22 protein-coding genes and 1 tRNA gene are annotated in these 24,699 nt (G+C 33.7%); 2 read left to right on the plus strand and 21 right to left on the minus strand.

Annotated elements, in window-relative coordinates; all coding sequences use genetic code 11:
• Positions 1-104: 104 nt before the first annotated feature.
• From ACNQGX_RS03235 to ACNQGX_RS03270, 8 genes are read right to left on the minus strand one after another with little or no spacing between them, the layout of a single operon-like run.
• Positions 105-1,901 carry a cytochrome c oxidase subunit I gene (locus tag ACNQGX_RS03235; RefSeq protein ID WP_417973968.1) on the minus strand — a complete coding sequence of 599 codons (1,797 nt, stop codon included), beginning with the start codon at positions 1,899-1,901 and terminating at the stop codon, positions 105-107.
• A gap of 29 nt (positions 1,902-1,930) precedes the next feature.
• Positions 1,931-3,088 (minus strand): cytochrome c oxidase subunit II, encoded by a 1,158-nt coding sequence (locus ACNQGX_RS03240; RefSeq protein WP_131914974.1) that lies wholly within the window; start codon positions 3,086-3,088, stop codon positions 1,931-1,933.
• 19 nt (positions 3,089-3,107) lie between these two features.
• Entirely contained in the window at positions 3,108-4,583 is a 1,476-nt protein-coding gene (locus ACNQGX_RS03245) for a quinol:cytochrome C oxidoreductase (RefSeq protein WP_417974291.1), read from the minus strand.
• 27 nt (positions 4,584-4,610) lie between these two features.
• Positions 4,611-5,156: a c-type cytochrome gene (locus ACNQGX_RS03250; protein WP_417973971.1), complete on the minus strand. Its 546-nt coding sequence runs from the start codon at positions 5,154-5,156 to the stop codon at positions 4,611-4,613.
• Positions 5,157-5,164: 8 nt separating this feature from the next.
• On the minus strand, positions 5,165-5,689 hold the full coding sequence (locus tag ACNQGX_RS03255; RefSeq protein ID WP_099714289.1) for a DUF3341 domain-containing protein: 525 nt from the start codon (positions 5,687-5,689) through the stop codon (positions 5,165-5,167).
• Positions 5,682-7,085 carry an NrfD/PsrC family molybdoenzyme membrane anchor subunit gene (gene nrfD, locus ACNQGX_RS03260; RefSeq protein ID WP_099714288.1) on the minus strand — a complete coding sequence of 468 codons (1,404 nt, stop codon included), beginning with the start codon at positions 7,083-7,085 and terminating at the stop codon, positions 5,682-5,684. The genes ACNQGX_RS03255 and nrfD overlap by 8 nt, the downstream gene beginning before the upstream one ends.
• A gap of 37 nt (positions 7,086-7,122) precedes the next feature.
• Positions 7,123-10,179, minus strand: coding sequence for a TAT-variant-translocated molybdopterin oxidoreductase (locus ACNQGX_RS03265; protein WP_417973973.1), 3,057 nt, complete (start codon positions 10,177-10,179; stop codon positions 7,123-7,125).
• Positions 10,180-10,208: 29 nt separating this feature from the next.
• Positions 10,209-11,537 carry a c-type cytochrome gene (locus tag ACNQGX_RS03270; protein ID WP_417973975.1) on the minus strand — a complete coding sequence of 443 codons (1,329 nt, stop codon included), beginning with the start codon at positions 11,535-11,537 and terminating at the stop codon, positions 10,209-10,211.
• 215 nt (positions 11,538-11,752) lie between these two features.
• Here ACNQGX_RS03270 and ACNQGX_RS03275 point away from each other — a divergent pair, with 215 nt between their 5' ends.
• Positions 11,753-12,142, plus strand: coding sequence for an SPOR domain-containing protein (locus ACNQGX_RS03275; RefSeq protein WP_417973977.1), 390 nt, complete (start codon positions 11,753-11,755; stop codon positions 12,140-12,142).
• Positions 12,143-12,484: 342 nt separating this feature from the next.
• Here ACNQGX_RS03275 and ACNQGX_RS03280 read toward each other — a convergent pair whose 3' ends face one another.
• The 12 genes from ACNQGX_RS03280 to rimP all read right to left on the minus strand — a co-directional run bounded on the left by ACNQGX_RS03280 (position 12,485) and on the right by rimP (position 23,451).
• Entirely contained in the window at positions 12,485-12,667 is a 183-nt protein-coding gene (locus ACNQGX_RS03280; protein ID WP_417973979.1) for a hypothetical protein, read from the minus strand.
• Positions 12,668-12,751: 84 nt separating this feature from the next.
• The gene (locus ACNQGX_RS03285) at positions 12,752-13,117 is read right to left on the minus strand and encodes a hypothetical protein (RefSeq protein ID WP_417973981.1); all 366 of its coding nucleotides are present in this window, start codon (positions 13,115-13,117) and stop codon (positions 12,752-12,754) included.
• 74 nt (positions 13,118-13,191) lie between these two features.
• A complete protein-coding gene (locus ACNQGX_RS03290) occupies positions 13,192-13,389 on the minus strand; it encodes a hypothetical protein (protein WP_417973983.1) in 198 nt (65 codons plus the stop codon).
• Positions 13,390-13,422: 33 nt separating this feature from the next.
• Positions 13,423-14,142 carry a DUF3667 domain-containing protein gene (locus ACNQGX_RS03295; RefSeq protein ID WP_417973985.1) on the minus strand — a complete coding sequence of 240 codons (720 nt, stop codon included), beginning with the start codon at positions 14,140-14,142 and terminating at the stop codon, positions 13,423-13,425.
• 202 nt (positions 14,143-14,344) lie between these two features.
• A complete protein-coding gene (locus tag ACNQGX_RS03300; protein ID WP_417973987.1) occupies positions 14,345-15,064 on the minus strand; it encodes a DUF3667 domain-containing protein in 720 nt (239 codons plus the stop codon).
• Between the two features lie 331 nt (positions 15,065-15,395).
• Complete coding sequence (locus tag ACNQGX_RS03305) at positions 15,396-16,058, minus strand: DUF2461 domain-containing protein (protein WP_417973989.1); 663 nt, start codon at positions 16,056-16,058, stop codon at positions 15,396-15,398.
• Positions 16,059-16,282: 224 nt separating this feature from the next.
• Positions 16,283-17,251 (minus strand): alpha/beta fold hydrolase, encoded by a 969-nt coding sequence (locus ACNQGX_RS03310; RefSeq protein ID WP_417973991.1) that lies wholly within the window; start codon positions 17,249-17,251, stop codon positions 16,283-16,285.
• A 164-nt stretch (positions 17,252-17,415) separates the two neighbouring features.
• The gene (locus ACNQGX_RS03315) at positions 17,416-17,625 is read right to left on the minus strand and encodes a hypothetical protein (protein WP_417973993.1); all 210 of its coding nucleotides are present in this window, start codon (positions 17,623-17,625) and stop codon (positions 17,416-17,418) included.
• A gap of 171 nt (positions 17,626-17,796) precedes the next feature.
• A complete protein-coding gene (locus ACNQGX_RS03320; protein WP_417973995.1) occupies positions 17,797-18,177 on the minus strand; it encodes a hypothetical protein in 381 nt (126 codons plus the stop codon).
• 531 nt (positions 18,178-18,708) lie between these two features.
• Entirely contained in the window at positions 18,709-21,606 is a 2,898-nt protein-coding gene (infB, locus tag ACNQGX_RS03325; protein ID WP_417973997.1) for a translation initiation factor IF-2, read from the minus strand.
• 113 nt (positions 21,607-21,719) lie between these two features.
• Positions 21,720-22,973: a transcription termination factor NusA gene (nusA, locus tag ACNQGX_RS03330; protein WP_039108733.1), complete on the minus strand. Its 1,254-nt coding sequence runs from the start codon at positions 22,971-22,973 to the stop codon at positions 21,720-21,722.
• 13 nt (positions 22,974-22,986) lie between these two features.
• Positions 22,987-23,451, minus strand: coding sequence for a ribosome assembly cofactor RimP (gene rimP / locus ACNQGX_RS03335; protein ID WP_417973999.1), 465 nt, complete (start codon positions 23,449-23,451; stop codon positions 22,987-22,989).
• A gap of 176 nt (positions 23,452-23,627) precedes the next feature.
• Between rimP and ACNQGX_RS03340 the strand changes: the two genes are divergently transcribed.
• Positions 23,628-24,452: a universal stress protein gene (locus tag ACNQGX_RS03340; protein ID WP_417974001.1), complete on the plus strand. Its 825-nt coding sequence runs from the start codon at positions 23,628-23,630 to the stop codon at positions 24,450-24,452.
• A gap of 139 nt (positions 24,453-24,591) precedes the next feature.
• On the opposite strand, the gene ACNQGX_RS03345 is transcribed toward ACNQGX_RS03340, so the two are convergent.
• Positions 24,592-24,662, minus strand: a tRNA-Gln gene (locus ACNQGX_RS03345).
• Positions 24,663-24,699: the final 37 nt, after the last annotated feature.

Here is a 24,699-nt window from a genome sequence, read left to right on the forward strand (position 1 = left end):
TAAAAATTAAAAAAGTTACTATCTAAAAGAATACTCCGAAGACTGAGTAATACCAAAACGCCATAAAAAAAGCCTCTACTTTCGCAGAGGCTTTTCTTTATATTTTAGTGGTGTAAAACTTCTTCACCTTCTTTCATTGGAACGTTTTGAGGTACAAAATCCACATCGTGTGCAGGATTACTGTAGTCATAAGGCCAACGATATACGTGAGGAATTTCACCTGGCCAGTTACCGTGCATATGTTCAACCGGCGCTGTCCATTCTAGTGTATTCGATTTCCATGGATTCTGAACCGCTTTCTTACCGTAGAAAATACTACTAAAGAAGTTGTACAAAAATACCAATTGAAAAGCTCCACCAATTAATGCAAATGTAGTAATCAAAACGTTTACGTTTTGCAAATCATCAAATAATGGGAAGTTTGTGTTTGTATAGTAACGTCTTGGTAAACCAGCTAATCCGATAAAGTGCATTGGAAAGAAAACCCCATAAGCACAGATTGCAGTTACCCAAAAGTGTACATATCCAAGGTTCTTGTTTAACATTCTTCCGAACATTCTTGGGAACCAGTGGTAAATACCAGCAAACATTCCGTAAAGAGCAGAAATACCCATTACTAAGTGAAAGTGAGCTACTACGAAATACGTATCATGCACATTAATATCAAGTGTACTGTCTCCAAGAATAATTCCTGTTAAACCACCTGTAATAAATGTAGAAACTAAACCAATTGAAAACAACATAGCCGGGTTCAACTGTAGGTTACCTTTCCAAAGTGTTGTGATGTAATTAAACGCTTTTACAGCTGAAGGAATAGCAATCAGTAATGTTGTAAAGGTAAATACAGAACCTAAAAATGGATTCATACCCGAGATAAACATATGGTGACCCCAAACAATTGTTGATAAGAAAGCAATTGCCAAAATTGACATAATCATCGCTCTGTAACCAAAAATTGGTTTACGTGAATTTGTTGCAATAACTTCCGAAGTAATACCCAAAGCAGGTAGTAAAACGATATAAACTTCAGGGTGTCCTAAGAACCAAAATAAGTGTTCGAACAATACTGGTGAACCACCTTGATAATGTAAAACTTCTCCAGCAATATAAATATCCGATAAGAAGAATGAAGTTCCAAAACTTCTATCAAAAATCAACAATAATGCTGCTGATAAAAGAACCGGGAAAGAAACGATACCAATAATTGCCGTCACAAAGAATGCCCAAATTGTAAGAGGCAATCTAGTCATAGTCATCCCTTTAGTTCTTAAATTAATTACTGTTACAACGTAATTTAAAGAACCCATTAAAGAAGATGCAATAAAGATAGCCATTGAAACTAACCATAATGTCATTCCTAAACCTGAACCAGGGATAGCTTGTGGTAATGCACTCAAGGGTGGATAAATAGTCCATCCTGCAGATGCAGGTCCAGCTTCAACAAAAAGAGAACTAACCATGATTATGCTGGATAAGAAAAACAGATGATACGAAATCATGTTCATAAAACCAGATGCCATATCACGAGCACCAATTTGAAGCGGTATCAATAAGTTACTAAAAGTACCACTTAAAGCTGCCGTTAATACAAAGAATACCATTATGGTTCCATGTATAGTAACTAAAGCCAAATAAATATCATTTGTCATCACTCCGTTAGGAGCAAATTTATCACCAAGTAAAATATTAAAAATTTTAAATGATTCTTCTGGCCATGCTAATTGCATTCTAAATAGCATAGACATTCCTACTCCAATAATCCCCATAATAATACCCGTAATTAGGTATTGTTTGGCAATCATTTTATGATCAATACTAAAAATATATTTAGTAATAAAAGTGTCTTTATGGTGATGTTCGTGTTCGTGATCTATTGCGTGATCGTGACCTTCTGCTGACATATATGTTTACTTTAAATTTTTCTTATTAATTATTTCATGGCCGTTACGGCAACTGCTGCAGTATCTTTTGCTTTTGTAGAATCTGTACCAGATGCTCCATCAGCAGCAGCAGGTTCAGCCATAGCAGCTTTTACTTCACTTACAATTGTAGCTTTATCTTTCAACCATGCTTTATAGTCTTCAGGTGTATCTACAATAATTTTCATTTGCATGTTATAATGAGAAGCTCCACAAATTTTATTACAAAGCAATAAGTAATCAAACGTGTAAGGATCTAAAGCAGTTTCGCCCTTAGCTACTAATTCTATACTTTTCTTAGATCTTAAAGCATTTATATTAGCCACTTTTTCTACCATAAATGGCAATTCTCTATATTCTGCTGTAGTGTATATCGGTTCAAAAGCGAATTGCGTAACCATACCGGGAACACAGTTCATTTGTGCTCTAAAGTGAGGCATGTACGCTGAATGCAAAACATCTTGAGAACGCATTTTGAAAAGAATCTTTTTACCCTTAGGAATATGCAATTCTGTTACAACAATATCATCTTGTGAATATGGATCAGCTAAATCAACACCTACAGCGTTTGCACCTTCAATAAATCTAACATTAGCTTTCCCTAATACATTATCATTACCTGAATATCTAGCTTTCCAGTTAAACTGCTGTGCATACAATTCAATAACTATAGTATCCTCATCTTCATCAACAAACATAATATTTGTCCAAGCAAAAAGACCATAAAGAATCAATCCTGCTAAAACTACTGCCGGAATAACACTCCAAATAGCTTCTAACTTATTATTATCTGCGAAATAAAGTGCTTTTTGATCTTTTTTACCTCTGTATTTGAAAGCAAAATAATGCAACAAAACTTGAGTTATAGCCTGAACTATAAAGATAAGAACCCATGTAATATTCATCAAATTATCTACTTCACCACCATGTGCAGAAGCAGGCGTATGAAGAACAAGAGGTCCCCATTTAAACAATCCGTAAATTGAAAAAATATAAATGAAAGCCAAAAACCCAAACATCAAATAACCTTGAACGTTATTGTCGTTATCTGTAGCTATTTCTGAGCTATCTGAATTAGATCCAACTTGCGTCAGGTCGAATATTTTAGTCAATTGCCATAAAGCAACAGCTAATAAAACTAAAACTATAATTACCAACAAACTTGTCATCTGTTTTTTTCTTTAAATATTAATAATGAAAATGTTTACTTTCTCCTATGAAAGGATTTCTTTTTGCTAACAAAGGAGCTTTAGTTAACGCTGTGAAAACAACATAAATAAATAATCCTAAGAAGAAAAGAACGGATGCTATTTCTGGTACACCAATAAACCATCTGTCTCCTACAGTTCCCGGCATAATCATATTAAAGAAATCAATATAATGACCTGCTAATATTACAATTCCTGCCATAACTAGTACCCAAGTAATTCTCTTGAAATCTGTATTAATTAATATCAATAAAGGGAATAAAAAATTCATTACAACAGCACCAAAGAATGGAAGATTATACAATTCAATTCTGGTAATAAAATACGTTACCTCTTCAGGGATATTTGCATACCATATCAACATGAATTGTGAGAACCATAAATACGTCCAGAAAACACTTAATCCGAACATGAATTTTGCTAAATCGTGTATGTGACTTGTATTTACATGCTCTAAATATCCTCTAGATTTTAGGTACAAAGTAATTAAAGCAATAGTAGTAACTCCACTAACAAAGAAGCTAGCAAATACGTACCATCCAAATAATGTACTGAACCAATGAGGATCAATGGACATTATCCAATCCCAAGACATTATAGATTCTGACACGATGAAGAAAACTAAAAACATCGCTGATATGTTGAAGTTTTTCTTGTAAAATAAGTCATCATTTGCTTCGTCTTGCGCCAAACAGTTTTTTCTTGAAAAATATTGATATAAACTCCAACCAGTCAAAAATATAGCAGCTCTAACGATCCAAAAAGGAAAATTTAAATAACCTGTTTTATTAGCGATTAATTTATCATTTGCAACAACTTCAGGATCTAACCATATAAACATGTGATTAAAATGTAAACCACATAATATCAGAATAACAAAAAAGATAACAGAACCAACCGGTAAATAAGATGTTATACCCTGCATAACTCTAAATAATACTGGAGACCATCCAGCCTGAGCTACTTGTTGAATTGCATAAAACACTAAAACTCCAAGAGAAACAAGCATAAAGAAAATACAAGCAACGTATAAAGCAGACCAAGGTTTGTTTTGTAGTTGGTGTAAAACATGATTCAAATGCTCCGTATGTTCCGCCTCTTCACTAACATCATGACCTTCTTTTTTAACAGCTGCTTCAGCGTGAACTGGCTCAGCATGTGCTGCTTCAGCAACTTTAGTAGTATCATCCGTTGGAGCTACAGCTTCATGTGATTCTTCTGTTTTTTTCTCTTCGGTAGCTTCGCTATGGGTAGCAACAGCTTCATGCGATGGTTCGGCAGCAGTTGTCGCTTCATGTTTAGCTTCACCATGACCACCATGACTTTCGGCCGCAAGAAGTTTTTCAACTTCTTGAATATCTTTAGGTGCAGTTAAAAAACCATATCCAATTCCTAAAAGACCTACAGCCATTAAGATGAAAGAAAAAGTTTTTAATTTACTTGAAAATGTATACATATCTATTACGATCAGTTTGTTCAACAATTATAATTCGCTTTTTAGTTTTAGAACATAGTCAGTAACTAACCAACGTTCATGGGCACTCAATTGGTTAGCATGTGAACCCATTGAATTTAAACCATAAGTTATAACATGAAAAATACTTCCTTCAGTGATAACTCTATCTTTATAACTAGGAACACCCAGAAATTTTTCTCTTTCTACAAGCTTTCCTTTACCGTTTCCAGAAGCACCATGGCAACTGGTACAATAGATTTCAAAAAGCTCTTTTCCTTTATCAGAGTCTCTGCTTAAAGAATCCAAAGGAGATTTAAGATTCGCTTTTGCTAACTCATACCCAGCGGTAGAATTTTCATATTCAAAAGGTTCAAATCCTCTGTTAATAGTTCCTTCAGCTGGAAGTTGACCTTCTTTACCGTTTTTAAATGCATTTGATTCAGAATAAGTTTCATACCCTATTGACTCATACATATTTGGAAAATACTGATAGTTTGGTTCCGCATTATTATGGCAAGATGAAACTAAAATAGTTATGCCAAATAAAAGTGTTATTTTATATACGCTTTTCATATCTATAATTAATGCTTTTCTATTACTTTAACTTCTACAGCTCCCGTGCTTTGGAAAAAAGAAACTAATTCTTCTTCATTATCATTTACAGCAACTTCCATTAAAAAATGGTCATCTGTAGTTCTTACATCTGGATTTTCTGCTTCTTTGAAAGGCCATAATTTACTTCTCATATAAAAAGTAATAACCATTAAGTGAGCCGCAAAAAATACCGTAAGTTCAAACATAATTGGAACGAAAGCCGGCATGTTTTCAATATAACTAAAACTTGGTTTTCCACCAATATCTTGTGGCCAATCTTGAATCATAATATAATTCATCATAGCTGTTGCTACCGAGATTCCAACACAACCATAAAGAAAAGCACAAATAGCTAATCTTGTAGGTGCAATTCCCATAGCTTTATCCAAACCGTGAACCGGGAATGGAGTAAAAACCTCTTCAATATGATGATGAGCTGCTCTGGTTTTTTTAACCGCATCCATCAATATATCATCGTCATTATAAATGGCGTATATTACTTTATTACTCATGATGTGAATCTTTATTTGCTTCTCTTTCTCTTTTGTAATTATCTCCAGTTCCTTTCAAAATTGTTTTTACCTCTGCTTGCGCAATTACAGGGAATGTTCTTGAATACAATAAGAACAATACAAAGAAGAAACCTATTGTTCCGATGAAAATTCCAATATCAACAAATGTAGGTGAAAACATTGTCCAAGAAGATGGTAAATAATCTCTGTGTAACGAAGTTACGATAATTACAAACCTCTCAAACCACATTCCAATATTTACAACTATCGAAATTATAAACGAGAACATGATACTTGTTCTTAATTTTTTGAACCACATGAATTGTGGAGAAAAAACATTACAAGTCATCATTGACCAATATGCCCACCAGTAAGGTCCGGTAGCTCTATTCAAGAAAGCATATTGTTCGTATTCCACACCAGAATACCATGCAACAAATAATTCAGTTATGTAGGCAACCCCAACAATAGAACCTGTAATCATGATAACGATATTCATCAACTCAATGTGTTGAATCGTAATATAAGCTTCTAGATTAGATACTTTTCTCATAATGATAAGCAAGGTATTTACCATTGCAAATCCTGAGAAAACCGCTCCAGCAACAAAGTATGGAGGGAAGATTGTAGTATGCCATCCTGGAATAACAGAGGTAGCAAAGTCCATCGATACAATAGTATGCACTGAAAGTACAAGTGGAGTAGCTAAACCTGCAAGTACTAAAGATACTTCTTCAAAACGTTGCCAGTCTTTTGCTCTACCGCTCCATCCAAAACTTAATATAGAATACACTCTTTTATTAAAAGGAGTAATAGCTCTATCACGTAACATGGCAAAATCAGGCAATAAACCAGTCCACCAGAATACTAATGAAACCGAAAGATACGTTGAAATTGCAAATACGTCCCAAAGTAATGGCGAGTTAAAGTTTACCCAAAGAGAACCAAATTGATTCGGAATTGGTAAAACCCAATACGCTAACCATGGACGTCCCATGTGAATGATTGGAAATAAACCTGCTTGAATAACGGAGAAAATTGTCATTGCTTCTGCAGAACGGTTAATTGCCATTCTCCAACGTTGACGGAAAAGTAATAATACCGCCGAAATAAGTGTTCCTGCGTGACCAATACCAACCCACCAAACAAAGTTCGTGATATCCCAAGCCCATCCTACAGTTTTATTTAATCCCCATGTTCCAATACCTGTAGATACGGTGTAAATGATACAGCCAAGTCCCCAAAGGAAGGCTATTAATGCGATTGAAAATACAATCCACCAATGTTTGTTTGCTTTACCTTCAACAGGCGCAGCTACATCTACAGTTACATCGTGATAAGATTTATCACCTATAACTAAGGGTTTTCTAATGGTTGCTTCGTAGTGAGACGACATAATCCTTTATATTGATTCTTAATTAATTATTTTTTTACTAGGTATTTCTAACTTTAACGTGGTAAATCACATTTGGTTTTGTTCCAACATGCTCCAATAAATGATACATTCTTTCGTCAGCAGCTAGTTTAGTCACTTCCGCATCTTTATCATTTATATCACCAAATTTCATTGCTCCAGTAGAACAAGCATTTGAACATGCCGTTTGGAATTCACCATCAACGATTGCTCTTCCTTCTCTTTTTGCTTTCAAAATTGTCGCTTGTGTCATTTGAATACACATTGAACATTTCTCCATAACTCCACGAGAACGAACATTAACATCTGGATTCAATACCATACGTCCTAAATCGTCATTCATATGATAATCGAATTCACTGTTTTTGTTGTACAAGAACCAGTTAAAACGACGCACTTTATACGGGCAGTTGTTAGCGCAATAACGCGTTCCAACACATCTGTTATATGCCATGTGGTTTTGACCTTGACGAGAGTGTGAAGTTGCAGCAACTGGACAAACCGTTTCACAAGGTGCATGATTACAATGTTGACACATTACAGGTTGAAAAGATACTTGTGGGTTATCACCCGCTTTTTCCATTTCATTAAATGTAGACAATGAACTTGACAAACCTGCAATATTTTCTTTTCTTTCGTTATCTCCTTCAAAAGTACTTTCAGAAGAATAATATCTGTCAATACGCAACCAGTGCATATCACGACTTCTTCTAACTTCTGATTTTCCAACAACAGGAACGTTGTTTTCTGCATGACAAGCAATTACACAAGCACCACAACCGGTACAAGCGTTCAAGTCAATAGAAAGATTAAAATGGTGACCTGTTGAACGATCAAAAGAATCCCATAAATCTACCTTAGTTGCTTCAACCAGTTTGTGATCCAATGAAACCATTGGTTGTTCATTCCAAACGTGAGCATCTTTTGTATTGAAAATTTCTAAAGAAGTTTCTTTTATAATATCGCCTCTTCCCATCAATGTTTTCTGACCTTGAACACAAGCAAACTCATGTTCTCCTCCAGCTTTCGCCAATGTTACAGACTGTACATTATCAAAACCCTTATATAAAGAGTAGGCATTTAAACCCACCATCATTTCTTCTTTCAAAGCCGCTTTACGACCATAACCTAATGCTAAACCAATAGTACCAACAGCTTGACCTGGTTGAACTATTACCGGAACATTTTCTAATTTAATTCCATCGGCAGTAGTAATAGTAGCATAACTTCCGTTTAGACCCCCATTTGCTACAATTTCATTAGAAAGTTCATATTTCTTTGCATCAGCATTCGAAACAGTAACATAATTATCCCAAGATACTCTTGTAATTGGATCAGGAAACTCTTGTAACCAAGGGTTATTCGCTTGCTGTCCATCTCCCATACCTGTTTTAGTATATAAAACAAGTTCCAATCCTTGAGATACTTTTGATTTTGCTAAAGCATTTGCAGCAGCACTATAATCAGCAGAACCCGCAGATACAGTTGGAACAACTCCAACATAAACACCATCATGTAAAACCTTGTTCCAAGAAGAACCAGCTATTATTGTTGATGCATTAGCCTTAATATAATCGTAAAATGTACCTGTAAGTCCGTTTAAAGACAACAAGACATCTTGAAATTGTTTTGTAGTAAAAAGAGGGCGAATTGCTGGTTGAGTAATTCCGTAAGTACCTTTTGTGATACTTACATCATTCCATGATTCTAAATAATGAGGAACAGCCGCCGCAATAGTACTTACTAAAGCCGTTTCATCTTCTTTTAAAGAAAACACTACTGATGTTTTTACTTTTTTAAGTCCTTCAACAAAAGAAGCACTATCTGCTAAAGTATAAACTGGATTAACACCACTCATTATCAAAGTATGAACGCTTCCAGCTTTCATATCATTGATTAATTGAGTAACTTTTGCATCAGATCCTTTTCTGATTTGTCTTACTCCAGAAGTACTGAAAGCTTCACTTGCCAACACTTGGTTGATAGCTAAAACTAACAATTGAGCATTTTTATCTTGAATACCCGATACCAATACTCCTTTTGAACCAGCAGCTTTCAATTGTTGAGCAGCTTTTGTAACTTCTGCTTTAAATTTATCTTCTAAACTTACAGCAACAGAAGAACCAGTTACAATATTATATATATGAACTAATGCTTGTTTTTGATTAGCCGTAGACATTGGTAAACGCTTATCAGCAGCAGCACCAGACAAAGTCATGTTTGCTTCTAATTGGAAATGACGTGACATCTTTCCCGCTTTAGGAATTCTTCCTTTAGCATAACCTGAATCAAATCCCCCACCTTGCCAATCTCCAAGGAAATCAGCTCCAACAGAAACTATAAGTGACGCTTTAGAAAAATCATAATCAACCAAAGCTCTTTCTCCGTATACAGTTTCGAAAGCATCTAATGCTTCAGATTCAGATACAGCATCATAAACAACATGTTTAGCATTTGGATTTTTACCGATAAACTCAGCTATCAATTTTTCAGTTGACGGACTAGCCAATGTATTTGTCAAAAGCACTACTTGACCACCTTTTGCAGCAGCATCAGCTATACTTGATTTAATTTTAGAATCAACAGCAGACCAAGTTGAATTTTTACCTTCAATTTTTGGTTCTTTCAAACGCATACTGTCATATAAAGACAGAATAGACGCATGAATTCTTGCATTAGCACTAAACTTAGCTCCAGCAATAGTATTATTATCTATTTTAATAGGACGCCCTTCACGAGTTTTTACCAAAAGATTAGCAAAATCAAATCCATCAAAAACAGAAGTTGCATAATAATCCGCCACTCCAGGAATGATTTGTTCCGGCTGAAGCACATAAGGTATTGACTTGTTCACAGGACCTTCGCAAGCTGCAAGCGTAGCTGCCGCAGTACTAAAACCAACGTACTTTAAAAAATCACGACGTGATGTTGATGAAGATGACAAAGCGTCATTATTTCCTAAAAATTCATCAGTAGGAATTTCTTCAACAAATTCGTTATTTTTAAGCGCCTCAACAATAGAACTATTTTTGTCTAGTTCTTCAACACTTTTCCAGTATTTTTTGTTTGATGACATATATAAATATTAAAATCTTAATAATTTGATTAATAGTGGCATTTACCACATTCTAAACCTCCCATTTGCGCTGCAGTCAATTTGTCTACACCGTATTTCTTAGAAAGTTCATCATGAATTTTAGTATAGTACTCATTGCCTTCCATTTTAACATCCGTTTTTCTATGGCAATCTATACACCAACCCATTGTTAATGGAGCAAATTGTTTTTGAATTTCATACTCTTGAACCGGACCGTGACACGTTTGACATTCAATTCCAGCAACAGTTACGTGTTGAGAGTGATTAAAATAAACGAAGTCAGGTAAATTATGAATACGAACCCATTTCACAGGTTGCGTTTTTCCAGTATATTTTTGAGTTGTTTTATCCCAACCAACTGCAGTATATAATTTTTGGATTTGCTCATCATAGAATGCTTTACTGTATTCCGGAGTAGCAGTAGTTTCAGCAACTTCACCAATATTCTTATGACAGTTCATACAAACATTCAAAGAAGGAATTCCAGCATTTTTACTAACTCTTGCAGCAGAGTGACAATACTTACAGTTAACTTCATTATCTCCGGCATGAATTTTATGCGAGAAATGAATAGGCTGAATAGGCTGATAATTCTGATCTACACCAATCTGCATTAAATATCCATATACAAAATAACCACTCGCCAAAAGCAAGAATATTGCCGTAACTAAAACCAAAAACTGGTTTCTGGCAAATGCTTTCCATATAGGAGTTGTTGGAGTTTTTGGAGCTGTCTCGATACCGTTTGCTTTTGCGACTTTAGATAAAACCTTGTTTACCAAAAATAACATCACAACCAGAATAACCATAACAAGCGCCAAAGCACCTAATATAATATTGTTTGAAATTCCGCTGTCTACAGCAGGCTTACCAGGAACTTCAGCACCTGTAACTTTAGGAGTTTCTGCTTTTGGCTCTGAAGTATACGCAATGATATTATCAATATCAGCATCTGACAATTGAGGAAAAGCAGACATTACAGCCTTATTGTTTTCTTCAAAAACCTTAACAGCCTGAGCATCGCCAGATTTAATTAAGTCTGAACTATTACGAACCCACTTATGAAGCCATGCAGCATCATATTTAGCAGACACCCCTCTAAGAGCAGGACCTGTTGCCTTAGCATCAAGTTTGTGACATGCCGCACAGTTTGCGTTAAAAAGCTCTTTACCCTTTACCGGGTCTGCACTTTGCGAAGTAGCTGAAGCATCCGGAGCTGCAGCATCGGCCGCAGGAGTAGCTTCTTGAGCAAATGAAGTAAAGGAAAAAGATAGCATCAAAGCTATGCTAAAAAATAATTTCCTTGAGATCGAATTATGGTTACCCACCTTTTTCATATAGTATAATGATTATCTACTAAAAATTGGCACAGTTTTTTCTAATTGAATTATAAAAACTGATCCTTTATTTTAAAACTCGGACAAAAATACGACTTAAGAACTATTCTCAAAACCTTAAAATAGTCTTAATTTCAATTTATATCAATTCTAAATAACATTTAGTATTTGCTATCAATCATTAAATATTACTTTTGCACAAAAACAATCACATTATGAGAATTTTAGCCCTTAGAAAAGCATTTTTTATCTCTCTTACCTTATTTATTTCCTATTGCAATGTAAACGCTCAAGACGGAAACATCAGAGTAAATCAAGACTCTAAATTTGAACAATTATTGAATGAAAAGAGAAAAACAAATGTTACAAACACTGTAAATGACTATTATAAAATTCAAATTTTTAGTGGAGACAGCGAAAAAGCAAAAAAAACATTGAATGATTTCAAGCAAGAATTCAGAGATATAGATGGCACTATTACATTCTTCACTCCGAACTACAAAGTTTGGGTTGGGAATTTCAAAACACGAATTGAAGCAGAACGAAATCTTATCGAAATTAAAAAAAGCTACAGCAATGTACATTTAATAAAGCCCAACAAATAAAAAGCGTATCGTTTTTAAATTTATAAGCTATCGCTACAATTACTTTTTTCACATAAGAAAGCCATTCATCACGAATGGCTTTCTTCTTTTTATCCTATTGTAAATACTCCTTGTTGTGGGCACGGTTTGCAAAACCGCCATCGAACCGCTGACACATCCGCACTATCGGATTTTTAGACCGTTTGACTTCGTCACCCAGACTCAGCTCGTGCTTTGGACTACAATACCATTTAATTTTTGGATTATTGAAATTGAACCAAATGCAAGATTGAGTTAAAATTAAAAATTATCGCCGAAATCCGGCTAAACCTGTGTTGCACAAGGTACTTAAAAGCAATCAGATCAATCTTTTTTATGTTGTTGCTCCGTGTGATTTTGATTTCCGTTAATCGTATTATCTCCCACGTTCATTCCGTTTGACATTCCGATCATAAATGCCGTAATAATTAGGATGATTTTTCTTTTTGCCCAATGAATAGGGCGTTTAGATTTCTCCAAACGTGTTTTATTATTGTGTTTATACATTTTGTAAATGATAAATGATTAGACATTTGTTTTATCATCTTATGCTTTGAATTGCATAAATGCTTAGAAAAGAAATTCCCTAAGCTATGTATAAACTTTTACAGAAGTTTTTGAAACAATTATCTCATTTATAAAGACGTGTTGCGCTACAAACGAACTTACTTTTTGATACAGCAGCGTTCGTAATTTTAGAAGAACCCGAATTTGAAGACTATAAACATCTTGAAACTTGAGGAATGCTAAGAGAAATGGAAATGACGTTTTTTTAGACGAATTTATCTGATGGAACAGGTATAATTTGGAACCCTTATAACTCCATTCTCTTCTGATAATTACGTTCGAAAATTGATAATAATCTACTGAATTTGATGGAGAATCTAAAGCACCATCATTAACCATCAGGCCAAAAGCCAGAAAGAGTGAAATCAGATATTTTAAATACTTTGTCAATTTAATTCGAATTATTAATTTTAGTGGTGTGTTGTACAACGGTTAGCTGCTTGGCAAAGTTAGCAATAGTTGTTTTATTTTTCATTTATATTTAGCTTCATTATTGGCAAACACCTGTTTTTAATAGAAGTTTCAATATATGTTGGAGTGATCGTTAATGATTCAGACCAAATTTTGATCTGCTCATCAGAATATCCCCAATACGCTTTTGACTTTTTAGTTATCGCTGTCAAAACTTCGTTATCGTTACTATTTGCTTTTTCTAGTTTCATATTTACAATTCTAACTAACGTTTTGTTCCTGTTTTAGTATTTTATGATTAAGTCAATTAAAGTTCCTAAAATTACCACTGAAAAACTAAATGTAATCAGTCCTAATACATAAGAAGCAAATGCTTTTACATAACTGATTGGTTTTGTTTTATCAAAAAACTGTCCAATTGCCCAAATACAATATGACATCCCAATAAAACCAGAAACTTTCATCAAGTTTAACTTCGTCAATCCAACAAAAAGTGTAAAAACAGAAAATATCAACATCTCCATCCCAATCACAAAACACAATAGAATTAATAGTTCAAAAAAATTATAATCATACTTTCTAAAAAACATTTTTAACCAAAATACAACAAACACACCAATTATAATATTTGCATATCCGTAATGATTTTGAATCCAATTAAAAACTGAACCTATTGCTGTCTTTTTTTCCTCAGTAATATGAATATACCCACCTTCAATGTGAAAGAAATGACTAATTAGGGTATAAATTAGTGAAGCTACAATGATAAATATAATTGGTTTTACAAGTCGGGTTCTGTTTTCGGCGATAAAATCTCTAATATTTTGTCCAGGTCTTATCAATAATTCTTTTATGGTAAATAGAATACCTCTTTCAAAATGTAAAACGTGTTCAATCTCGTGAACGATATAATGACCATCAATTCTTTTTACTTTTACAGCTTGCCCGCAATTTGAACAATATTTCCCAGTTAATTCATCACTACAATTGCTACAATTAATCATTTGTTTCTATTTTGTTATATATACTTTTGTTTATAATAGCAGGGATCGTTCCCGCTGCTACAATTTTACCGCTCCGCAATTCCGAAAGCTTTCGGGGCTCGTGTTTTTTGCCATATTATTTTTGATCTTCTTGAAAGGTACAAATACACTAAAAGTCTCCGCTATAGCCAAACTGCCCGCTGGTAGAAACTATTTTATCCAGTTATAAAAATTTTAATAAATAAGTGATTAAAACAAGAGCACTCATATAGGTCAAACTCCCTAAGAAATAGGCTAAAATAGATTTTATATAATTTGAAATCTTCTTTTCTCCAAAAAATTGCCCTATAGCCCAAATGATGTAAACAAAATAAATTACCGATCCAATAAATACTAAATTTTGGCTTTTAAATACTTTAGCGAAAACAATAAAAAAAGTAAAAATTAAAATGGCTTCACCCATAACAAAAGATAAAAGAACTAAAATTTCATAGATACTATATTTAAATTTTCTGTAAAAAAACTTTATCCAAAAAGCGATAAAAACACCCATAATCAACTGTGCATAACCAACATGATTATCCGTCCATTCGCCAATTTCTTTTGACCTTAATTCCCCTTTTAATAATTGAAATTTGTCAACATTGAAAAAGCTAATAGTTATATGTACTGAATGAAGAATAAAAGTAAAAATTACAGAGGTAAAAATTAAAAATAATACAGGTTTAATATATTTTTCCCTGTCCTCGAATATGAATTCTCGTATAGCTTTTCCAGGTCTTATCAATAATGATTTTATAGTAAACAAAAAGCCTTTTTCAAAGTGCAATAAATGCTGAATTTCATGAGAGATATAATGCCCGTCAATTCTTTTAAGTTTTTCTGACAATTTTGGTTTTAACTCTAAATCTTCCAATTCGATAATTGTTTCTGATAGTTGCATCTCTTAGTTTTATGCAGTTTTGGTTAATAATTTCTCCCAACCCGACTTTGATTCCTATTTTTCAATGCTCTTAAAAACAGTAAATACAATAAAAGTTTTCCGCCTTTTCTACAAATTTACTTTAAGGTGTTTAGTATCCTCAAAGGCACTCATCTTAAATGGAATGTTGAAAACCCAAATCTAAGAAAAAACGGTAAATAATAGATTATTACTTTGTAATTTTTGATAATGGATTTATGATGGTTGCTCAGCGTGTGTGTGGCGAAGTCGGGAGATTTTGATATGCCAAAATCCCCCATGACTCTTACATTTACTTTATTATCGCTTCCTTTTAGAATAAAGGTTCTCCGTTTAAATCCGTAGTAAGCACTTCACTCATATAATCGAAAAAAGGTCTCATTGCTAAAAATGTTGCAATCACTTCTTTCTGAAAATCATCAGATAAAACTTCCTCGTCTGTAAATTTTCTCATCACTACAAATTGCTTTTTCTTAATCAAATTAATTACAGGATGATTTTTATCGAAACCTTTCGGAGCAGTTTTCACTCCATCTTCTCCTTTAAGCTCTCCGAAATATTTTACGAAAGTATTGTCGGAAGTAATCTTTTCGATTTCTGTTGTATCCATTTCAAATTCTTTACGAATACGAAGTAAATCTTCACTATTTGGGCCCCAAAAGCCTCCTCCCACAAAACTTTTATTTTCCTCTAAATGGATATAATAACCTCCTCTTAACATTGGTTTTACACGAGAATATCCAGCTCCTAAATACGTTTTATAAGGAGATTTATCTTTGGAAAAACGAACATCTTTGTAAATTCTAAAAATGTGGATTCCTTGTAAACTATCGTGTTTTTGAAGTTCGGAATAAATCTGATCGAAAAAAAATTTATTTTCTTTCACAATCGAATCGTATTCTGGCTTATGCTTAACAAACCATTCCCTATTGTTATTCTCTTTTATCTGTTTAAGAAATTCAAATCCCTTTTTCATAATATTATACAAGTCAAAAGTCCGAATATTTTTCTCATTTGTTTCAAGTGTTAATTTTCTTTTCGGGTTGTTTTTTAAGCTGACACACAACGTTTTGTGCCTTGGCGAGGTTGCGAGCTTTGTAACTGCATATTTTTTCCAAATTAAAATTTATTGAGAAAACTGAATGTAAATTTACTACAAAATTTGCAATCTCACCAAACCTCTGTAGTACGTTTGTTTTTTTACAATGTTTCTGGTTTAATTTTTTCGATTATTATTTTCTGTAATTTTTCTGGTTCTGAATTATAAATTGTGTGTCCGGATTTTTTCATCCAAAACATCTTCTTTTTTGGTGCTTTTATGAATTCAAAGTAATCTTTTACGATATAATGAGATCTAAGTTTATCTCCATTTCCTTCGATAAAATATACTGGACAATTAATTTTTGGTAAAGTTTCAAAAAGATTATTTTCTGTCGATTTTTTCCAAATTGAAAACCAAGTTGTCAACCATTTATAATAGTTGGTTTTGAAATCCTCTTTTTTTGCAAATTCTACTCCATTATGAATAAATAACCATTTTTGAGAATAAAACAAATCATTTTGATTCTCAAATGGAATTTTTACCAAGTTAAGTTCGGTTATTGCATTGTTATTTTGAGTTTTTATTGCCCAATTGTTCAACATTTCCATAGTTAATTTTGATGCTTTATTTTGGTCTACAATTGGACTTATTGGAATGTAAGCATATAACAATTCGGAATGTTTTTCTGCAATATCAAAGCCAAGAACTGAACCCCAAGAATGAGAAACTAAATATAATTTTTCATGTTTGAATTTACCCAAAACGTACTTAATCAATTCATAAGTGTCATTTTTAAAAAGTTCAGGAGTTAAATTTTCATTTGCTGAATTTAATTTTAATGTTTCTCCAGTTTCTCTTTGATCCCAATTTATAACTACAAATTCATTTTTTAGTTTTTCAGTGAATTTTTCTGAACTTTTCACTAGAGAAGTTCCAGGCCCACCGTGCAAAAATAAAAGAATTGGATTTTCTTTGTTATTTCCTTTTATGCTAATAAATTGTTTAATTCCACCAATTTGAACAATTTCAGTTGTGTCGATTTTGAGACCATTACTATTTTCAACTTTTTGACTTTGACAAACAAAAGCCATTGAAAGTAAAATCAGTAAAAAGCTTATTTTTTTCATTTTTGAATTTTCATTTAATTTTTGATTTCGTTCGGGCAAAATGAAGCACAACATTCCCGCGCTTGTAGCAGTGGCTTGTGATTTAAGACTGAACTTTACAGACACAAAACCAAATTAAGGTTGTCTGCGTTTTTTCACAAGAAAAAACCAAGCCCAAACCATTGCTACAAACTTGTGTTGTGCGTTGTTTTTTTTATAGTTGCCAAGTTGTTATTAATTCCTTTACAGTAATATTTTTTTTTAGTTGTACCATTCATTAATTTTCCGTTTTCTGAAATGTAAATAATAAATCCATCTTTATTTACTTCTAAATTGTTTGGATAATTGTACAACCCAAAATCAAGACGTAATCTTTTTGGAATTAATGGAAACATAACATATGGCTGATCTTTTTTTTCAAATAATTTATAATGTTGATTGAAATTTTTTATCCAAGAAAGAATACTTATGAATTCATCTTCGTTAAACTCAAAAGATGTTTCATTTTGTATAATGATATCATCTGGTAATCTTTTCTGTATTTCTTTTTAAATAAGTTTGAGTTTTCATTTAGTATGAATTATTTGTTTTAGATATTTTTGAAAATTTTCATAGCCATTTTCTTCTGGCTTTTCAAGATTTAACATTTTATCAATTCCACTATCATAAATTTGCCAATTTTCTACTTTCGCAATTTTGATTAATTCAAATAATCCATTTTCGCCGTATAAACTCAACATTTTGTTACTAACCAATTCTTCATCGTCAAAAAAGTCAATTGAGAAATCTTTTCCAATAATTTCGTTATGGTTTTCAGTTTTTTTTATGTTTTCAAATTTAGATTTCAAAACTTTGTCAAAATCAATTGGTTTTAGTAAATCTTCATCTAGATTTTCTAAAGAAATTAAATTTTGCTCTGAACTAAATAATACAATATCCCAACTCATTTTTCTATTTTTCTTTTTAGCTTTCTGACGCTCGAAAATGAAGCACAACTCATAAATACACGCAGGTTTATAAAACCGGAACATATTCAAAGTATTGATTTTTTAATTATTTGAGAAATTAACTTAAAAAACACTACTATGCAGTATGCTTTTTAAACCGTTATATTCAAAATCAAATATAAACTATTTTTCTTATAAAAATTCAGGACGATTACTTATTTAAAACGCATCAATAGGTCTTGAAAAAAGAAAAACTTCCTCATTATTACTAAAGGTTTAGTGCCCGCGTGAGGGATAGAAGCTAGCTACCCTGTAGCGCGGATATCCCGATGGTTATCGGGACGACAGCAGCTAGGAAAAAGGGCAATGACCGGTATGTTGCTGACCCTTTTTCTAGCTGGTGGCACACCCATATAAAACCCAAAGGACTCTCGCTGCTATCGAACTCACCACTAGCGTTAATTTAAAAACATACCAAAACTAAAAAATCCCGACGAATCGGGATTTTTTGGTTTAAAATATATTGAAATTCTATTTCAGTTTCTTTTTAACAGCTACTTCATGGTACGACTCAATAACATCTCTTTCTTCGATGTCGTTGTATCCTTTTACTTGAATACCACAATCGTATCCTTTAGCTACTTCTTTGACATCGTCTTTGAAACGTTTCAGTGCTAACAGCTCTCCTGTAAAGACAACTACACCTTCTCTAATGATTCTCATTTTAGCGCTTCGGACAATTTTACCGTCCATTACCATACAACCAGCAATTGAACCCACTTTAGAAATTTTGAATATCTCTCTAATCTCAGCAGTACCCAGAATTTCTTCTTTCATTTCAGGAGCTAACATTCCTTCCATTGCATCTTTCAAGTCATCGATAGCGGCGTAAATAATAGAGTAGTAACGGATATCGATTTCTTCTTTGTCTGCTAATTGTCTTGCATTTCCAGCAGGACGAACATTAAATCCGATGATAATCGCATCTGATGCAGAAGCCAACATTACGTCAGTTTCTGTAATTGCTCCAACACCTTTATGGATAATATTGATTTGAATTTCTTCAGTAGATAATTTAGAGAACGAATCAGACAATGCTTCAACAGAACCATCCACATCTCCTTTAAGGATAATGTTCAATTCTTTAAATTGACCCAATGCAATTCTACGTCCAATTTCATCCAATGTAATATGACGTTGTGTACGAACTGATTGCTCACGCATCAATTGAGAACGTTTCGAAGCAATTTGTTTCGCTTCTTTTTCGTCTTCAAAAATATTGAACTTGTCACCCGCAGTTGCTGCTCCATCAAGACCAAGAACTGAAACCGGAGTCGAAGGACCCGCAACAGTTACTATATTCCCTCTTTCGTCATGCATGGCTTTAATTTTACCATGATGCTTACCAGCCAACATATAATCTCCAATTTTCAACGTTCCGTTTTGAACTAATATCGTAGAAACATATCCTTTTCCTTTGTCAAGGAAAGCTTCAACAACAGTTCCGGAAGCCGCTTTATTTGGATTTGCTTTCAAATCTAAAAGTTCCGCTTCTAACAATACTTTTTCTAATAATTCTTTAACACCTGTTCCTACTTTCGCAGAAATATCATGTGATTGAATTTTTCCACCCCAATCTTCTACCAGTAAATTCATACCCGCTAATCTTTCTTTTACTTTTTCAGGATTAGCATTTGGCTTATCAATTTTATTGATAGCAAATATGATAGGAACTCCAGCTGCTTGAGCATGGCTAATTGCTTCTTTAGTTTGCGGCATGATGTCATCATCAGCAGCAATTACAATAATAGCAATATCGGTAACTTGAGCACCACGCGCACGCATCGCAGTAAACGCTTCGTGACCCGGTGTATCTAAGAATGCGATTTTTTGTCCGTTATCCAACGTTACTCCGTAGGCACCAATATGTTGTGTAATTCCTCCAGACTCCCCTGCAATTACGTTTTCTTTACGAATGTAATCCAGTAACGATGTTTTACCGTGATCGACGTGACCCATTACCGTTACAATTGGCGCTCTGAAAACTAAATCTTCTTCTCTGTCTTCAACAACCTGAATTGCTTCTTCGATGTCTACAGTGATAAATTCAACTTCATAACCAAATTCATCAGCAACGATAGTCAACGTTTCTGCATCAAGGCGTTGGTTCATGGTAACCATGATTCCAAGTGACATACACGTTCCAATAACTTTAGTAATTGGCACATCCATCATGATGGCAATTTCACCTACAGTAACAAACTCAGTAACCTTAATAGTTTTACTTCCTTCGTCAATAGCTCTTTGCTCATCATCAGATTTCTGACGGTGCGTATCTCTTTTATCTCTTCTATATTTAGCCGCTTTAGACTTACCACCTTTACCTTGTAGTTTCTCTAAAGTCTCTCTAATTTGATTTTTAACTTCTTCTTCGGTAGGCTCCACTTTTGCAACAATAGCAGGTCTGTTTCCTTTTACAAAACCAGGTCTAGCACTTCTGTTTGCATTGAATCCACCGCCACCAGTATTAGGTGTAATCTTGTTAGGATTTGGCGCACCAGGAACTCCCGGTGTTGCAGGCGGTCTAGGAGCACCCGGTTTAGGAGCAATCCTTTTACGCTTATTTTTATTTGCATTGGCTGCAGCCGAACCTGGAGCACCCGGTTTATTCGGAGTGATTTTTGGCTCTTCTTTTTTCTTTTTCGGTTTGTTGAATTGAGATAAATCAATTATCTGTCCCGTTAAAGTAGTTCCCGATAGTTTTTGATATTGCGTAGTGATGGTTTCATCAACAGGCGCTTCATCAACTTTAACTGCCTCGGTTTTTGCAACCACTTTTGGTTCAGCAGGAACTTCTTTAGGAGTTTCTGTTTTTACCTCTTTTATCCCAACAATAGGTTTTACCTCTTTTTTGTCTGAAACAGGTTTCTCAGTTGACGGTTTTTCAGTTAACGGTTTCTCAGGTGAAACTTCTTTTGAGACAGCTTTTACTTCAGGTACATCAGCTACTGGAGCTTCTGCTTTTTCAACAGCTTTTACAGGCGTAACGATGGAAGGTTTTTTTGGATTAAGATCAATCTTACCCACTTGAACCGGACCAGCTATAACTGCTCTCGCTTTTATAACCTCTTGTTGTTTTACGCGCTCTTCCTCAATTTTACGTTTGTCTTCGATTTCTTTCTCTCGTTCTAAACGCAAAGCTTCTTTTTCTTTTCTTTTCTCTTCCCCTACTTCTTTTGAAGCCTCCTTATTCCCTTTGTCACCTGCAAACTGACCGCACAAGACATTGTATACATCATCAGAAATTTTTGCGTTTGGATTTGCTTCAATAGCAATCCCCTTATCTTTTAGATAATCCACAGCTCTTTCTAAAGAAATATTCAATTCCCTTAAAACTTTGTTTATTCTAATAATTCTCTCTTCAGACATAAAACCTTTTTATTATTACCTTTTTTGTTATTCCTCACTTTACTCCCAACTCGATACCTACCGAGCAAGAATTCATTGTAAAGTGGCATGTTTATCGTTGAAGATACATTTGACTAACTGTCAAATTCTTCTTTCAATATTCTCATTACATCCAGAATCGTTTCCTCTTCCAGGTCTGTTCTTCTTACTAAATCTTCTACATCTTGTTTCAAGATACTTTTTGCTGTATCCAAACCAATTTTTGCAAATTCTTCAATAACCCAGTCTTCGATTTCATCTGAAAACTCAGTTAATTCAACATCATCCTCATCAGCAGTTGCACCAGCAACATCACCTTCACGAATAACGTCTAATTCATAGCCTGTTAATAAACCTGCTAATTTAATGTTGTGTCCGCCACGACCAATAGCTTTTGAAACTTCTTCAAGCTTCAAGAAAACTTCTGCTCTTTTTGTCTCTTCATTTATCTTAATGGAAGACACTTTTGCAGGACTTAATGCTCTTGTGATGAACAATTGTATGTTACTTGTATAATTGATAACGTCGATATTTTCGTTTCCTAATTCACGAACAATTCCATGAATACGAGATCCTTTCATACCCACACAAGCTCCTACCGGATCAATTCTGTCGTCATAAGAATCTACGGCTACTTTTGCTTTTTCACCTGGTATTCTTACCACTTTTTTAACCATGATTAAACCGTCAAATACTTCAGGAATTTCTTGTTCAAATAATTTCTCTAAAAACTTCTCAGAAGTTCTAGACATAATAATTTGAGGTTTATTTCCTTTTAATTCAACGCTTTCTATTATTCCTCTAACATTATCTCCTTTACGGAAAAAGTCAGAAGGTATTTGTTTTTCTTTTGGTAAAATAATTTCATTCCCTTCATCATCAACCAAAATCACGACTCTTGGACGCACATGGTGTACTTCAGCAGTATAGATATCACCAATTAAATCTTTAAATTGTTTGTAAAGATTTGTGTTATCATGTTCATGGATTTTAGAAATCAAATTCTGACGTAAAGCTAAAATTGCTCTTCTTCCTAAATCAATTAATTTCACTTCTTCGGAAACTTCTTCACCAATTTCGAAATCAGGCTCTATTTTTCTAGCTTCAGTTAAAGTGATTTCAAGATGATCAAAATCTAAGTCTTCATCCGCAACGATCACTCTTCTCTGCCATATCTCCATATCTCCTTTATCAGGATTTATAATGATATCGAAATTATCATCTGAACCGTATTTTTTCTTCAATGCATTTCTAAATACATCTTCCAAAATTGCCATAAGCGTTACACGATCAATAAGTTTATCATCTTTAAACTCTGAGAATGAATCGATTAATGCTAAATTTTCCATGCGAATTCTTTAATTAAAATGTTACTGTAACAATTGCTTCTTTTATATCTACGTAAGGCAATTTAAGTTCTTTTTGAACTGTTTCTTTCCCTTTTCCTATCTTTTTAGGCTCTCTTGCTTTCCAAGACAAAATTACAAAATCATCATTAGCATCCACTAATTCTGCTTCAATAATTTCAGCCGAAGTCTTCACAATCAATGTTCGACCTATATTTTTCTTGTATTGTCTTATTAATTTTAACGGAGAACCAACTCCTACTGAAGCCACTTCTAAAGAGTAATCTTGTTCCTCTCTGTCCAAATTATTATCTATGAATTTACTCACATCAATACAATCTTGAAGAGCCACTCCATTATCGCCATCCAAAGTCACAATAACCTTGAAAGCATCAGTAATGATAAGGTCTATCAAGAAGATTGATGGCTTTTCTAATAGGCCTTCGGTCAATAACGTATTTACTTTTTCTTTAAATGTCATATTTTTTATAAAAAGAGGGGACATTTAGTCCCCTCATTATCTAGATTTTAATAAATAACGGTGCAAATATAGTGTTTTTTTTATAAACTAAAATAATTGGTTGCTGTAAAATAATTTCTTATCTTTAATGTAGCATTAAAATAACAATTTTCATCATAATTTAACGCTTTATAGTTATGAAACGAATTTTAGTCCCTACCGATTTTTCTGAACACGCTGAACACGCATTAAAAGTGGCCGCCATAATTGCAAAAAAAAATAATTGCGAAATCTTTTTGTTGCATTTATTAGAATTACCTAACCAGATGAATGATGCCGTAACCGGCGGAAGCAGCATACCCGAAGTGATGTTATTTATAAAAAAAGCAAACGAAACACTCCAAAAAATCAAGGAACAGCCCTATTTAAACGGAATTTCAGTAAACGCATCCGTACAATTCGAAAGAGCTTTCAGCGGTATTTTATCGTTTAACAGAAAAAATGAAATTGATTTAATTATCATGGGCTCACATGGAACTTCAGGCATAGAAGAAGTACTCATCGGATCCAACACCGAAAAAGTGGTGCGACTCTCAGAAATCCCGGTACTGGTTATAAAAAAGAACATTCGTGACTTTAAATTCAACAACTTTGTGTTTGCTTCTGATTTTTCGAAAGAAACTAAAAAACCTTTCAAAAAAATGATAGAATTTGCCAAAATATTTAAGGCAAATTTATACTTAGTCATGATTTGCACGCCAAATAGCTTTAAAACCACCAAAATGTCCGAAGAAATAATGAAAAAATTCATTGACTCTTTTGAGGTCGAAAATTACTCCACACACATTTACAATGACGTTAATATAGAAAACGGGATTATCAATTTCACCAATAGCATTGATGCCGATTTAATAGGTCTTTGCACACACGGAAGAACAGGATTCGCTCATTTTTTCAATGGAAGCATCAGTGAAGATCTGGTCAATCACACCGTTAAGCCAGTGATAACGTTCAAGATTTAATTGATCCAGAAAAATTAAATCAAAATACTCCAGTTCAGTTCTCCTAGCTTACCTCCGACTTTTCAATAAATTAAACTCCAAAAACAATCAGCTGGATTTATTGCATAAAAAAACCTCTCAATAAATGAGAGGTTTTACGTTGGTCTACAAGGACTCGAACCTTGAAAGACTGCACCAAAAACAGTTGTGTTACCATTACACCATAGACCAGCATTGCTGCTAAGCGAGTGCAAATTTAAACTAAATT

Origin of the sequence: Flavobacterium glycogeni (assembly GCF_048286775.1) — a bacterium.
GTDB lineage: Bacteria > Bacteroidota > Bacteroidia > Flavobacteriales > Flavobacteriaceae > Flavobacterium.